Origin of the sequence: Methylobacterium radiodurans, from assembly GCF_003173735.1 — a bacterium.
GTDB lineage: Bacteria > Pseudomonadota > Alphaproteobacteria > Rhizobiales > Beijerinckiaceae > Methylobacterium > Methylobacterium radiodurans.
This window is the reverse complement of record NZ_CP029551.1, coordinates 271086-285324: the sequence shown is the minus strand read 5'-3', so window position 1 is coordinate 285324 and position 14239 is coordinate 271086. Positions and strand designations below refer to the sequence as shown.

The window sequence follows — 14239 nt, the reverse complement described above, 5'->3', positions numbered from 1 at the left end:
GCCCGAGCCCCGCGCACCTGTCGACCGGACGGCGCAGGCGACCCCGTGGCCCGGGGCCGTAACGCTTTCCAAAGCCCTCGTCGGCATCTATCCCGGGCGGTTCACGGCCCGCGAGCCGAACCCGCCGGAACTCCCGAGAACGCCCGGAGCGTGCCATGACCACCGTGAACCTCGAAGCGCTCGACCTCTCCGCTCTGCTCTGCTCCCGCGTCTGCCACGACGTGATCAGCCCGGTCGGCGCGATCGTGAACGGCCTCGAGGTTCTGGAGGACGACCAGGACGAGTCGATGCGCGAGTTCGCCCTCGACCTGATCCGCAAGAGCGCCCGGCAGGCCTCGGCCCGGCTCCAGTTCGCCCGCATCGCCTTCGGTGCGGCGGGCTCGGCCGGCGCCTCGATCGATCTCGCCGATGCCGAGAAGGTCTCGCGTGGCATGTTCGGCGACGACAAGACCCAGCTGACCTGGAGCGCGCCGCAGGCCCTGTTCCCGAAGAACAAGGTCAAGCTCCTGCTCAACCTCGTGATGATCGCGACCGGCGCGATCCCGCGCGGCGGCCACATCGACGTCGCGGTGACGGGCGACGGCGAGGCGCCCTCGATCGTGCTCAAGGCCAAGGGCTCGCACGCCCGCATCCCGCCCCATGTCGAAGGGCTGATGGCCGGCACCTCGGAGACCGGCACCGTCGACGCGCACGGGATCCTCGCCTTCTACGCGGGCCTCGTGGCGCGCGCCGCCGGCATGGGCGTCGCCTTCTCGATCGACGGCGACACGGTGACGATCCGCGCCGAGCCCGCCGCCGCCGCGGCGCCGCCCGCGACCGAGGCGACACCCGAGGAGGACCGCCCCTCCGACAGCCCGTCCGACACGGCTCTCGCTTGAGGGGCTGACCCCTCTCTCCGCCTACATACGGGTTCCCGCATCCGGCCGCGCGCTCGTCGCGGGGCCGGCCTCGCGTCGTACCCGGACCGCGCCGCCTCTCCCGGGCGCGAGAGGGTCGGGGCGAGGGATGAGAATGTTCCGGACAAGGCGCGCGCCTGCCGCGAAATCGCTGCGGCTTATCCAACGGGCTCCGAGCCCGTCACCCCGCGCTCACCGGCGCGGGAGTGCGGTGCTCCGCCTCGTCCGGACGATGTGTGAATGCGTCGGCTCGCGCGGGCATACCTGTATTCCGGCTTCTGCATTCCGAAGATCCCAGACGAGACCCTGTTGGGCGGTCGGGTTCGGCGCCGATTTTCCGGATCATTAACCAAGGTTTGCAGATTCCTGGCCGCGAAAGCAGTCTGGGCCCGTTCCGGATCTCGGCTTGAGCCGGATCAATCTTTCTCGATCACTCTCGAAGGCTGCTCAAGGAAACCATTTTCTAACCGGGCGCGCTCAGAGTTGGTTCAGCACCGGCCCATGTCCGGGCACAAGTCGAGTATCGCCGATGGACGATCTGCTGCGTGAATTCCTGACCGAGAGCAGTGAGCATCTCGATACGGTCGATACCGAATTGGTCCGGTTCGAGCAGGATCCGAACAACGAGACCATCCTGCGCAACATCTTCCGGCTGGTGCACACCATCAAGGGCACCTGCGGGTTCCTGGGCCTGCCCCGGCTCGAGGCGCTGGCGCACGCTGCCGAGACCCTGATGGGTCGGTTCCGCGACGGCATGCCGGCCACCGGCGCCTCCGTCACCCTGATCCTCGCGACCCTCGACCGGCTGAAGGCGATCCTGGCCGACCTCGAGATCGCCGGCACCGAGCCCGCCGGCTCCGACGACGACCTGATCGAGGCGCTCGACCGCATGTCCGCGGGCGAGATCCCGGCTGCCCAGGCCGCGCCGGTCGCCGCGCCTCCGCCCGAGCCCGTCCTGCCGCCGCCGGTCGAGCGCGAGCTGAAGCCCGGCGAAGTCAGCCTGGACGAGCTGGAGGCCGCCTTCCTGGCCGCACCCGGTCCCGACGAAGTGCCCGCGGCGCCCCTCCCGGTCACCGCCGCGCCGGTCGCGGCCGCCGCTCCCGAGCCCAGGCCCGCTCCCGAGCCCAAGCCCGCTCCCCAGCCCGCGCCTCAGAAGGCCGAGACCGCCGCGCCGGCCGCCGCCGAGGGCGAGGTCCCGGGCAAGGTCCAGACCATCCGGGTGAACGTCGACACGCTCGAGCACCTGATGACCATGGTCTCGGAGCTGGTGCTGACCCGCAACCAGCTCCTCGAGATCGCCCGGCGCCACGAGGACTCGAGCTACAAGGTGCCGCTGCAGCGGCTCAGCCACGTCACCGCCGAGCTGCAGGAAGGCGTGATGAAGACGCGCATGCAGCCGATCGGCAACGCTTGGCAGAAGCTGCCGCGCGTGGTGCGCGACCTCTCGGCCGAACTCGGCAAGCAGATCGAGCTCGTGATGCTCGGCGCCGAGACCGAGCTCGACCGGCAGGTCCTCGACGTGATCAAGGATCCGCTCACCCACATGGTGCGCAACTCCGCCGACCACGGCCTGGAATCGACCGCCGCGCGCGTCGCCGCCGGCAAGCCCGCCCGCGGCACCATCCGGCTGGCCGCCTACCACGAGGGCGGCACGATCACGATCGAGATCGCCGACGACGGCAAGGGCCTGGATCTGGCCGCCATCCGCCGCAAGGCGGTGGAGCGGGGGCTCGCCTCCCAGGCCGACGTCGAGAAGATGACCGACGCCCAGGTCGCCAAGTTCATCTTCCACGCCGGCTTCTCGACGGCGGCGGCCGTCACCTCGGTCTCGGGCCGCGGCGTCGGCATGGACGTGGTCAAGACCAACATCGAGACCATCGGCGGCGTCATCGACATCAACACGCAGGCGGGCCGCGGCACCACCTTCACCATCAAGATCCCGCTGACGCTGGCGATCGTGGCGGCGCTGATCGTGCGGGCCGGCGAGAGCCGCTTCGCGGTGCCGCAGGTCGCGGTGCTGGAGCTGGTGCGGGTGGACCCGACCGCCGCCCAGAAGATCGAGCGCATCAACGGCGCGCCGGTCCTGCGCCTGCGCGAGCGCCTTCTGCCGATCGTGACGCTCGCGGGCCTGCTCGGGCAGGAAGCCGGCGAGGCCGAGGTGCAGTCGGGCTTCGTGGTGGTGGCCCAGGTCGGGCGCCAGCGCTTCGGCATCCTCGTGGACGAGGTCTTCCACACGGAGGAGATCGTCGTGAAGCCGATGTCCTCCAAGCTGCGGCACCTGTCGCTGTTTGCCGGCAACACCATCCTGGGCGACGGCGCCGTCGTGCTCATCGTCGACCCGAACGGTGTCGCCCGGCAGGTCAGCCAGAGCGCCCAGGCCGGCTCGATCCCGGCCGAGATGGAGGCCGAGGAGGTCGAGGCCGGCGAGGCCAAGACGACGCTGCTCGTCTTCAAGGGCGGCAACAGTGCCTTCAAGGCGGTTCCGCTCTCGCTCGTCACCCGGCTTGAGGAGATCGACGCCCAGAAGGTCGAGTGGCTCGGCGGGCGTCCGCTGATCCAGTATCGCGGCCGCCTGATGCCGCTGGTCGTCGCCGACGAGGCGATCCAGATCCGTACCGAGGGCACCCAGGCGCTCGTGGTGTTCTCGGACGGCGAGCGGGCGATGGGCCTCGTGGTCGATCAGATCGTCGACATCGTCGAGGAGCGCCTCGACATCGAGATCGCGGCTGAGCGCTCCGACCTCATCGGGTCGGCGGTGCTCCGGGGCCGGGCCACCGACATCATCAACATCGCCCACTTCCTGCCGCTCGCCTACGACGACTGGGCGCGCGGCCCGCGCCGGCCGACGAAGCAGGCCAAGACCCTGCTGCTGGTCGACGACTCGGCCTTCTTCCGCGACATGCTGACCCCGGTGCTCAAGGCCGCGGGCTACGGCGTGATCACGGCCGATGGCACCGAGCGGGCGCTCGCCATCCTCGGCGGCGAGACCCGGGTCGATGTCGTGGTGACGGACCTGGAGATGCCGGGCCGCAGCGGCTTCGACCTCGTCGCCGCGATCCGCGCGGGCGGCCATCCGATGGCCGGACTGCCGGTGATCGGACTCTCGGCCGCGGTCGGGGCCGAGACCGTCGAGCGTGCCCGCCGGCTCGCGATCAGCGACCTCGTGGCCAAGTTCGACCGCAGCGGCCTGATCGCGGCGCTCGCCGAGATCGAGGGCCCCGCTCTGGCCCAGGCCGCCTGAAGGCCGGCCCGAGATACTGCCTGAGACCCGGCCGCGCGGCCGGGTCCACCGGCCCCAACCCCGTCACGCCCGTTCGGAACGGACCTCCGCCATGATGAAGCCCGCCAACAGCAACGCAGCGGCCTCCGCCGCGGCCAAGGACGGCGCAACCCACGAATACGTCACGGTGTTCGTCGGCGAGACCATGTTCGGCCTCGCCATCAACCGGGTGCACGACGTGTTCATTCCCACCGGCATCACCCCGGTGCCGCTCGCGCCCCCGGAGATCGTCGGCCTCCTGAACCTGCGCGGGCGCGTCGTCACGGCGATCTGCCTGCGCCGCCGGCTCGGCATGCCGAAGGCGGAGACGCAAGGGGCCGGCATGGCGATCGGCCTAGAGCAGGCCGGCGAGACCTTCGGCCTCGTGGTCGACGGCGTCGGCGAGGTGCTCAAGCTCGGGCCCGACACGCACGAGGCAGTTCCGATCAACCTCGACGCGCGCTGGCGCAACCTCGCCCTCGGCGTGCACCGCCTCGACGGCAAGCTCCTCGTCATCCTCGACGTGGACGGCCTCCTCAGCTTCGGCGCCGAGCGCGCCGAGGCGAGTGCGGCCTGAACTCCGGGAGGCCCTCATGGGAACCGTCATGGGCACTGCCTCGGGCACCACCCCGGGCACCGCTTCGGGCGCAGCGATGCAGACCTGCCTCATCGTCGACGATTCCGCCGTGATCCGGAAAGTCGCGCGCCGCATCGTGGAGACCCTAGGTTTGACGGCCGCAGAGGCCGAGGACGGGGCCGAGGGCCTCGAAGCCTGCCGGCAGGCGATGCCGGAGGCGATCCTGCTCGACTGGAACATGCCGAACGTGGACGGCTACGCCTTCCTGCAGGAGATCCGGCGCATGCCGGACGGCGACCGGCCCAAGATCCTGTTCTGCACCACCGAGAACGATGTCGGGGCGATCGCCCGCGCGCTCCGCGCGGGGGCCGACGAGTACATCATGAAGCCCTTCGACCGCGACATCCTGACGGCCAAGCTGGAGCAGGTCGGCGTGCTCCAGGCCGCGGCCGCCTGAGGTCGGCTGCGCCGATCCGCGACGCGATGATCCGAGACCGGGCCGCCCGCGCGGGCGGCACGAGAGAACGAACGGCGCCCGGACGCGCGCCCCGTCGGGAGGGGGCGACCGGCCCCCACTCCGCGACCCCGTGACCGAGGCGTGAATCGATGCTGGCTGCCCCACTCAACCTCGCGCCCCGCGTGCCGCTCAAGGGGCCGGCCGGCGCACCTGCCCCAACAGGGCCGCAGCCCGCGCCGGGCCAGATCCGCGTGCTGATCGCCGACGATTCCGCCGTGGTGCGCGGGCTCGTCGCCCGCTGGATCGGCGAGGCCGGCTTCAACGTCGTGGGCACCGCCTCGAACGGCCGCATCGCGCTGGAGATGATGGCCCGGCACGACCCCGACGTGGTGCTGCTCGACATCGACATGCCGGAACTCGACGGTACCGAGGCGCTGCCCCGGATGCTCGCCGCGAGCCCAACCCTGCAGGTCGTCATGATGTCGACCCTGACGACCCGCAACGCCGACATCTCGCTGAAGTGCCTGGCTTTGGGCGCGGTGGACTATCTCGCCAAGCCCGAGAGCAATCGCGGCGTCACCACCTCGGACGCCTTCCGGGCCGAGCTCGTCGAGCGGGTGCGCCTGTTCGGCGCTGTGCGCGCCCGCGGCCGCCGGCCCGCCCCGGTCGCGGCCCCGGCGCCCTCCGTCCACGAGCCCGCCGCGCCGGCTCCGGCCCCGGCCTCGCCGGCGTCCGCCCCCGTCTCGCGCCTCTCCGCCCCCTTCACCCTGCGGCCGAAGGCGCGGCCGACCACCCCGCGCGTCCTGTTGATCGGCTCCTCGACGGGCGGTCCGCGCGCGGTCAACGAGGTGCTGGAGAAGATCGGGGCCGCGACGCTGCGGCGCCTGCCGACCCTGATCGTGCAGCACATGCCGCCGATCTTCACCGCGGTCTTCGCCGAGCACATCGCCGCCCGCGTCGGCCTCCCGGCCGCCGAGGGCAAGGCCGACGAGCCGCTCCAGCCTGGCCGCATCTACGTGGCGCCGGGCGGGCGCCACATGGGCCTCGTGGCCGCCGGCGGCCGCGACCCGGTGATCCGCCTCGACGACGGTCCCCCGGTGAACTTCTGCCGCCCGGCGGTCGACGTGCTGTTCAAGGACGCCGCTCAGATCTTCGGGGCCGCCACCGTCTCGGTGATCCTCACCGGCATGGGCTCGGACGGCACCCACGGCGCGCGCGCGCTGGTCGATGCGGGCGGCCCGGTGCTGGCCCAGGACGAGGCGACCAGCACCGTCTGGGGCATGCCCGGCAGCGTCGCCAAGGCCGGGCTCGCCCAGGCCGTCCTCCCGCTGGCCGAGATCGGCCCGGCGCTCCGCAACCTGATCACGGGGCAGCCGGCATGACCGAGAGCGATTTCGAGTTCCTGCGCAGCTTCCTCAAGCAGCGCTCCGGCCTCGCGATGACGGCGGAGAAGCGCTACCTCGTCGAGAGCCGGCTCAGCCCCGTCTGCCGACGGCTCAACCTCGCCGACCTGCACGACCTCGTGGCCTTGCTGAAGCTCGGCCGCGACGGTGCCGCCGAGCGCGCCGTGGTCGAGGCGATGACCACGAACGAGACCTTCTTCTTCCGCGACCGGACGCCCTTCGACCTGTTCCGCGACGTGCTGCTGCCCCAGGCGATTGCCCGGAACGCGGGCCGGCGCCGGCTGCGGATCTGGTGCGCGGCCGCCTCGACCGGGCAGGAGCCCTACTCGCTGGCGATGCTGCTGCAGGAGGCCGCGCCCCGGCTCGCCGGCTGGCAGGTCGAGATCGTGGCCACCGACCTCTCGACCGAAGTGATCGAGCGGGCGAAGGCCGGGATCTACAGCCATTTCGAGGTGCAGCGCGGGCTGCCCGTGCAGTGGCTGATCAAGCACTTCGCCCAGGTCGGCGAGAACTGGCAGATCTCCCAGAGCCTGCGGGCGATGGTCGATTACCGGCAGCTCAACCTGCTGAACGCCTTCGACGGATTGGGTCAGTTCGACGTGGTCTACTGCCGCAACGTGCTGATCTACTTCGACGCGCCGACCAAGGCCGATATCCTCAACCGGATCGCGGCCTGCCTCGCGCCCGAGGGTGCCCTGGTGCTGGGCGCCGCCGAGACGGTGATCGGCCTGACCGACCGGCTCCAGCCAAACCCGGACAACCGCGGCGTCTACGGCCACGCCGCGCCCGGCTCGCGGACGGCCCCGATCCCTGTGGCACCGGCCGGTCCATTGTCCGCGGCGCCTCCGAGCCGGCCCGCGGCGGCCTCCGCCCTCGCTCCCGCCTCGGCCCTCGCGCCGCTGCGCGCCTCGGCCGGGCGATAGCCGCAACGCCGCCGCGGTCCGGGCCGGACCGCGGCAGGGGAGGGGGGAGTTCGGACGACCGCATGGCGCCCCACGACCGAGCCGTCTCGGAGCCCGTCGCGGGCCGCGGCCTCCTGCTGCTCCTCGTCGTCCTGCTCGCCCTCGGCGGGGTGGCGAACGCCCTGCGCAAGGACATCGCCAAGGGCTTCGACGAGGTCGCCCACGTGTCCTACGTGGCGCAGATCCAGCGGGAAGGCGCGCTCTGGCCGGATCTCCGGGCCTTGCGCATGCTCGATCCCGCGAGCCTCGTGCCCACCGCGCTGCCGAACTACCTCAATCACCCGCCGCCCTACTACGCGGCGCTGGCCCGGATCGGACCCGCGATCGGTTCGGACCCGGGGGCGCTGCTCGCGCTCCGGCTGATCAATGTGGGGCTCGCGACCGCCGCGATGGCGGCCTTGCTGCTGCTCGCCGCCGGCCTCGCCCGGAGCCGGTTCGAGTTCTGGGCCTACGCGATCCCGCTGGTCACCATCCCGACCACGCTCGCCCTGAACGGCGCGGTCAACAACGACAACCTCGCGATCCTGGGTGGCGCGCTGGCCCTGCTCGGCCTGCAGCGCCTGCTCTGCGGCGCAAGCCGGGCCTGGCTCGCCGCGGTGCTGGCGGGCCTCGTTGCGGCGGGGCTCGCGAAGTTCACCGCGCTCCTGCTCGTGGGCGGATGCGCCGGGCCGGTCCTCCTCCGGCTGGTCGCCCGCGGCCGGCTGCCCGCCGCCGCGCTCGTTCCCGCCGCCGTCGCCCTCGCGCTCTCGGCCGCGCCCTACGCGGTGCTCCTCGTGCAGTACGGCAGCCCCGTGCCAGAGGTGCCGGGCCATCTCGCGATGATGCAGGAGGGCGCGCAGGCCGCCGGATGGGACGGTGCGCGCCTCGGCTTTCCCGCCTACCTCTTGAACTTCGCCGCCCTGTTCGCCGTCCAGTTCATGCCGGTCCTGACGGAGCCGGGCCCGGTCGGGACCGTGGCCCTCGTCCTGCCGCTCGCGCTGATGGGCCTCAGCCTCGCGGGCGGCGGGGCGGCGCTTGCCCGCCTCGGCGCCGGGCGCCCGCATCCGCTCGATCCGCTGGCGGTCGCGGGTTGGGCGGCGATCGGCCTCGTGCTCGCCGCCCATGTGCGGTTCGGCTACCTGAACCACCTCGACACCGGCTGGCGGCTCGACGCCTATCCCCGGTACTACCTGCCACTCGCCGGAATCACGGTTGTGGCCTGCGCCTGCCTCCTCGCCGGCCTGCCCGAGGGCTGGGCGCGGCGCGCAATCCTGACCGTTCTCGCGGGTGGGCCAATCGCTTTCAGCCTGCTCGGGGCGCCGCTCGGCGGATGAAGCTGCCGCGGATCCTGTACGAGCGCATCAGCCGATGTTCAGGTAGGCGGGGCCAATCTCCTGCTCAGACCGGCGGCATCGCGCCGCCGGCCCCGGACACGATCAGGAGAGAGCCCGTGCACATCACGCAGCCCGAATCCCGTTCCTCCAACCGTTCATTCGGCCGCCGCGCGCTGGCGGCTCTCGCGCTCGCAGGCGGACTTCTCGCGGCGGCGCCAGCCGCCCAGGCCGCGCCGCTCGCCGCCGCACCGATCGAGGCCGCGGACGGCCTCACCCAGGTGCAGTACGGCTGGGGCCACCGCCACCACCATCACCATCGGCACTGGGGCCACCGCCATCGTCACGGCTGGGGGCACCGTCACCATGGCTGGGGGCACAGACATCACGGCTGGGGCCATCGCCACCACGGCTGGGGTCACCGGCGCCACTACGGTCACTGGTAGGGCGCCCGGCGGCGGACCGGCCCGGGCTCAGCCGATCCGCTCCAGCACGGCGGCGCCCTCGGGCGCCGCCTCGCCCAATCGGTAGGCTGCCCGCAGGGCCTCCTCCGCCCGGTCCGCCGCGCCCGCATCCGCGGCGTGGACGATGCCGAGCAACGCGCCGGTCTCGCCGGGCCGGGCGAGGTCCGTGAAGCCGACCCGCGGGTCGATCCCATCCTCGGGCCGGGTCCGCCCGCCGCCGAGGCCAATCACCGCCAATCCGATCTCCCGCGTCGCGATCCCCGCCACCGGCCCGTCCCGGCGCACCGCCCGCACCACCGGCGCCGCCGGTAGGTGCTGCTCCGGCCGCTCCAGAAGGTCCGCCGGACCGCCGAGCGCGGTGACCATCCGGCCGAACGTCTCCGCCGCCCGCCCCGAGACGAGAGCCGCCTCGAGCCGGCCCGAGGCCTCCGCAACGTCCGCGGCGAGGCCGCCCGCCACCAGCATCTCGGCGCCGAGCGCTACGGTCACCGCGTGGAAGCGCGCCTCGCGCCGCCGCCCGGCGAGGTAGTCGAGGGCGTAGGCGACCTCGACCGCGTTGCCGGCCGCCGAGGCCAGCGGCGCGTCCATGTCGGTGACGAGCGCGACCGTGCGCAGGCCCGCCCCCGTCGCCACCGCGACGATGCTCTGGCCGAGCGCCCGCGCCTCCGGCAGCCCCGTCATGAAGGCCCCCGAGCCGACTTTCACGTCCATCACCAGACCGTCGAGCCCGGCCGCGAGCTTCTTCGAGAGGATCGAGGCGGTGATCAGGTCGAGGGATTCGACCGTGCCGGTGACGTCGCGGATCGCGTAGAGGCGCCGGTCGGCGGGCGCCAGCTCGGCCGTCTGGCCGATGATGGCGCAGCCCACCGTCCGCACCACCGCCTGGAAGCGCGCGAGTCCCGGCACCGCGTCGTAGCCCGGGATGCTGGCGAGCTTGTCGAGCGTGCCGCCCGTGTGGCCGAGACCGCGCCCCGAGATCATCGGCACGTAGCCGCCGCAGGCCGCCACCATCGCGGCGAGCGGCAGGCTCACCGTGTCGCCGATGCCGCCGGTCGAGTGCTTGTCGAGCACGGGGCCGGGCAGGTCCCAGGCGAGCACCGTGCCGGACTCCGTCATCGCCCGGGTCAGGGCGACGCGCTCGGGCAGCGTCAGCCCGCGGAAGAACACCGCCATGCAGAGGGCGGCGGCCTGTCCCTCGGTCACGCGGCCATCCGTCAGGCCCGCGACGAACGCCGCGATCTCGGCCTCGTCGAGCGTCTGCCCGTCGCGCTTGCGCCGGATCGTCTCCTGCGGGAGCCTCACGCCGCCACCGCCTGGGCCGCCTTCAGCGCGCCGTAGAGGCTGCTCGCCCCGAGCCGCATCGTGGCGGGGGAGGCCCAATCCGGTCCCATCAGGCGGTCGGCGAGCGCCAGATAGGTCGCCGCGTCCGCGACCCGGCGCAGGCCGCCCGAGACCTTGAGACCGGCGGGCTGGCCGGAGTCGCGGATTGCCGCCAGCATGATCGCGGCGGCCTCGGGCGTCGCCGAGACCGGGCTCTTGCCGGTGGAGGTCTTGATGAAGTCGGCGCCTGAATCCAGCGCCAGCCGGCTCGCGGCGGCGATCATCGCCGGCTCGGCGAGGGTGCCTGTCTCCAGGATCACCTTGAGGCAGGCCGGGCCGCAGGCCGCGCGCACCGCCTCGATCATTGCGCGCGCCGTCGCCTCCTCGCCGCGCATCAGCGCGTGGTAGGGCAGGACGAGGTCGACCTCCTCCGCGCCGTCCCGCAGCGCTGCGCGGGTCTCGGCGACGGTGGCCTCCACGTCCTCGCCGCCATCCGGAAAGTTCACCACCGTGGCGATCCGCACCGCGCTCCCTCCGAGCGCCTGCCGGCAGGCCGGGACGAAGCGCGGCCAGACGCAGACAGCCGCGACAGGGCCCCCCAGCGCGTCCCGGCAGAGCGCCGCCACGGCCGCCTCGGTGGAGGCCTCGCCGAGATCCGTGAGGTCGAGGAGCGGCAGCGCGCGCGCGGCCACGGTGGCGTCGGTGGTGGCAGTCACGGGGCGGTCTCCGGCAGGTCCGCGACGAAGGCCTGGATCAGGCCGGCGAGGTCGTCGGCGGCGGCCCGGGCCGCCGCTTTGGTCTCGGCATGGTGGGGCGCGCCGCCCGCGATGCCGGCGGCCCAGTTGGTGACGACCGAGACCGCCGCCACGGGCAGGCCGAGGAAGCGGGCCAGGATCACCTCGGGCACCGTCGACATGCCGACGAGATCCGCCCCGAGCCGGCCGGCCATCCGGACCTCCGCCGGGGTCTCGAAGCTCGGGCCGGAGAACCACGCATAGACGCCCTCGCGCAGGGGCAGGCCGCGTGCGGCGGCGGCCCGGGCGAGACGGGCGCGCAGGTCCGGGTCGTAGGCCGCGTTCATCGGCACGAAGCGAGCGTCGTCGTCCTCGCCGATCAGCGGGTTCATCCCCGAGAGGTTGATGTGGTCGGCGAGCGCGACGAGGCTGCCGGGACCGGCTTCGGGCAGCAGCGAGCCGGAGGCGTTGGTGAGAAGCAGCCGCTCGACTCCCAGATTCCGCAGAACCGTGAGCGGCAGGCGCATCGCAGCGGCCTCGCCCCGCTCGTAGGCGTGGGCGCGGCCCTCCATGACGAGGACGGGACGGCCAGCGATCCGGCCGCGGTGCAGCCGGCCGCCATGCCCCGTCACCCCCGGTCGCGGAAATCCCGGAATCTCGCCGTAGGACAGGGAAGTCGGCGCCTCCAGAGCCTCAGCGACGCGTCCGAGCCCCGTGCCGGTGACGATGGCGCAGGCATAGGGACCCGCGAAGCCGGCGGCGCGCAGACGGTTCGCCGCGGCCCCGGCGGGATCAACCACCGAGGAGCTCCGGGCCGAAGGAGGCGGGCAGCAGAGCCTCCAGGGTGAAGCTTGCCAGGACGCCGTCCGGCCCGGCGGCGTGGACCGGCGTGCCGGCCTCGGCGAATTCGCGGATGCGCTGGCGGCAGGCGCCGCAGGGGGTGACCGGGCCGCTCCCGTCGCCGAGCACCAGGATCGCGCGGATCCGCGTGCCGCCCGCCGCCACCATCGCGGCGATGGCCCCCGCCTCGGCGCAGGTGCCGACCGGGTAGGACGCGTTCTCGACGTTGCAGCCGGCATGGATCCGGCCCCGCTCGTCGCTCAGCGCCGCGCCGACCCGGAAGCGGGAATAGGGCGCGTGGGCCCGCTCGCGCACGGCCCGTGCCGCCGCGAAGAGGGCATCGAGGGGTGCCTCGCCCGGCCGCTCGGGATCTCGGTCTTCAGCCTGCATCAGGGCTGTTTCGCACCCGCCCTCCGGGCTGTCGAGGGCCGGATGGGAGTAGGTCCGGAATTCCAAAGGTCGAGACCATTGGCGGATGCAGGGCAGAGCCCTGCATCCGGGATCGCTGCCCCGATCTCAGAGCGATGCGGCGGCGATCCGGGCGGCCGCGGCCCGCAGGCTCGCATCGTCGCTGTTTCCGCTGAGCGCGTAAGCGGAATTGCCGGCGTTCCAGTAGACCGTCGTGCCGTCACCAGCCTTGGCGATCTCGTTCAGCGGCCCGTTGCCGCGCCGGTGCGTCGCGAACAGCGAGAGCTCGCCGAGGGTGCCCGCATCCGCGACGATCTCGACGCCCGTGCCGTGGCGGGCCGGGAAGATCTGCACGTCGCGCACCGACCAGGTCTCCGGCAGGCTCGGCAGGCGGATGCCGGTGGCGGCCTCGATCGCCGCGCGGTCGTAGGTGGTGCCGCCGCGCTGCGAGGCGAGCCGGGCGCGCATCTGCGCCACCTGCCGGGCCTGCTGCGCGTCCTCGATCAGGGTGGGATCGACGGGCGCCGCGATCGTGTCGGGCACCCCGAAGCGGCCCACCTCGTCGTGGGCGAGCCAGCCGGCGCCGACCATCACGGCGATCGCCGCCGCCCGCTTCAGGCGCGCGCCGACGCGGCGCCAGCGCAGGGAGCGGTCCATGCGGCGCGCTGCGAGGCGGTTGCGCTCCGGACCGGGGCCGGGCAGCTGCGCGAAGGCGGCGCGCAGGGCGTCGCGGTCGTGCAGCTCGGCCATCACGCGGGCGGCGGTCGCCGGGTTCTCGGCGAGGTGCGCCTCGACCTCGAGGCGGCGCATCACGTCGAGCTGGCCATCGACATAGGCGGTGAGATCGCCGTCTGTGATCGGGTCGATCATCGGGGTGGTCCTGTCGTCTTGGGATGCTTTCGTCGCGGCCTCCGTGGGTCGCGGGCGGTGTCGATCGAAAGATAGTGCCCTTTACCAGCCGCGCAGGGCGCGCCGGGAGAAAGGATCCGGGGGCGGGTCGGCCTCGGGCTCGGCCCGGCCGCCGCTGGCGACGAGGCGCAGCGGCGTGCGCTCCACCGGCCGCGGTCGCGTGCTCGCGCCGCCGCTCTCCTGGCCCCTGCTCTCCTGGCCCTTGCGGACGCCCTCCTCGAAGGCCCGGAGGGCCGCGCGCCCGCGGCCGAGCCGCGACATCAGCGTGCCGATCGGGATGCCGAGGATCGCGGCGGCGTCCGCGTAGGCCATGCCCTCGATGGTCACGAGGTGGAGCGCGGCGCGCTGCTCCTCCGGCAGGGTGAGGAAGGCCTCGCGGATCTGGGCGAGGCGCACCTGACCCTCCTGGGCCGGGGGCGCCATCTCGTCGCTCATCTGCACCAGGGCGTCGGCGTGGCGCAACTCGACCTGCTTGCGGCGCTGGTCGTCGATGAAGACGTTGTGCAGCACCGTCATCATCCAGGTGCGCAGGTTCGTGTTCGGCCGCAGGCCGTTCTGCGACTCGAGGGCGCGCACGAGGGTGTCGTGCACGAGATCGTCCGCCCGAAGGGTATCGCGGGTCAGCGACCGTGCGTAGCGCCGCAGGGGCACCAGTAGGTCGACGATGTCGGGGCGCTTCGTCTTGTCGAGGCTCATAAGG

Annotated in this window: 14 protein-coding genes; 7 read left to right on the top strand and 7 right to left on the bottom strand. The window is 73.0% G+C overall.

The features are described from left to right. Positions 1 to 155 precede the first annotated feature (155 nt). The 7 genes from chpT to DK427_RS01185 all read left to right on the top strand — a co-directional run bounded on the left by chpT (position 156) and on the right by DK427_RS01185 (position 8867). Positions 156 to 878: a histidine phosphotransferase ChpT gene (gene chpT, locus DK427_RS01215; protein WP_109949670.1), complete on the top strand. Its 723-nt coding sequence runs from the start codon at positions 156 to 158 to the stop codon at positions 876 to 878. A 547-nt stretch (positions 879 to 1425) separates the two neighbouring features. Beyond that, entirely contained in the window at positions 1426 to 4137 is a 2712-nt protein-coding gene (locus DK427_RS01210) for a hybrid sensor histidine kinase/response regulator (protein WP_109949669.1), read from the top strand. Between the two features lie 94 nt (positions 4138 to 4231). Then, positions 4232 to 4732: a chemotaxis protein CheW gene (locus DK427_RS01205; protein ID WP_204165310.1), complete on the top strand. Its 501-nt coding sequence runs from the start codon at positions 4232 to 4234 to the stop codon at positions 4730 to 4732. Between the two features lie 76 nt (positions 4733 to 4808). Then, positions 4809 to 5189 (top strand): response regulator, encoded by a 381-nt coding sequence (locus tag DK427_RS01200; protein ID WP_109953920.1) that lies wholly within the window; start codon positions 4809 to 4811, stop codon positions 5187 to 5189. Positions 5190 to 5338: 149 nt separating this feature from the next. Then, complete coding sequence (locus DK427_RS01195) at positions 5339 to 6571, top strand: protein-glutamate methylesterase/protein-glutamine glutaminase (RefSeq protein ID WP_109949667.1); 1233 nt, start codon at positions 5339 to 5341, stop codon at positions 6569 to 6571. After that, the gene (locus DK427_RS01190) at positions 6568 to 7515 is read left to right on the top strand and encodes a CheR family methyltransferase (RefSeq protein ID WP_109949666.1); all 948 of its coding nucleotides are present in this window, start codon (positions 6568 to 6570) and stop codon (positions 7513 to 7515) included. Before DK427_RS01195 ends, DK427_RS01190 begins: the two co-directional genes overlap by 4 nt. 62 nt (positions 7516 to 7577) lie before the next feature. Further along, positions 7578 to 8867 carry a hypothetical protein gene (locus DK427_RS01185; protein ID WP_109949665.1) on the top strand — a complete coding sequence of 430 codons (1290 nt, stop codon included), beginning with the start codon at positions 7578 to 7580 and terminating at the stop codon, positions 8865 to 8867. 155 nt (positions 8868 to 9022) lie between these two features. On the opposite strand, the gene DK427_RS25945 is transcribed toward DK427_RS01185, so the two are convergent. The 7 genes from DK427_RS25945 to DK427_RS01150 form a co-directional block, all read right to left on the bottom strand. Next, entirely contained in the window at positions 9023 to 9250 is a 228-nt protein-coding gene (locus DK427_RS25945; protein ID WP_162559635.1) for a hypothetical protein, read from the bottom strand. 87 nt (positions 9251 to 9337) lie between these two features. Next, positions 9338 to 10630 (bottom strand): thymidine phosphorylase, encoded by a 1293-nt coding sequence (deoA, locus tag DK427_RS01175; RefSeq protein ID WP_109949664.1) that lies wholly within the window; start codon positions 10628 to 10630, stop codon positions 9338 to 9340. Beyond that, positions 10627 to 11364, bottom strand: coding sequence for a deoxyribose-phosphate aldolase (gene deoC, locus DK427_RS01170; protein ID WP_109949663.1), 738 nt, complete (start codon positions 11362 to 11364; stop codon positions 10627 to 10629). The genes deoA and deoC overlap by 4 nt, the downstream gene beginning before the upstream one ends. After that, positions 11361 to 12182 (bottom strand): purine-nucleoside phosphorylase, encoded by an 822-nt coding sequence (locus DK427_RS01165; protein ID WP_109949662.1) that lies wholly within the window; start codon positions 12180 to 12182, stop codon positions 11361 to 11363. The genes deoC and DK427_RS01165 overlap by 4 nt, the downstream gene beginning before the upstream one ends. After that, a complete protein-coding gene (locus DK427_RS01160; RefSeq protein ID WP_109949661.1) occupies positions 12175 to 12612 on the bottom strand; it encodes a cytidine deaminase in 438 nt (145 codons plus the stop codon). The genes DK427_RS01165 and DK427_RS01160 overlap by 8 nt, the downstream gene beginning before the upstream one ends. Before the next feature lie 126 nt (positions 12613 to 12738). Further along, positions 12739 to 13500 (bottom strand): anti-sigma factor family protein, encoded by a 762-nt coding sequence (locus DK427_RS01155; protein WP_109949660.1) that lies wholly within the window; start codon positions 13498 to 13500, stop codon positions 12739 to 12741. A gap of 81 nt (positions 13501 to 13581) precedes the next feature. Further along, a complete protein-coding gene (locus tag DK427_RS01150) occupies positions 13582 to 14235 on the bottom strand; it encodes a sigma-70 family RNA polymerase sigma factor (protein ID WP_109949659.1) in 654 nt (217 codons plus the stop codon). Between the last annotated feature and the right edge of the window lie 4 nt (positions 14236 to 14239).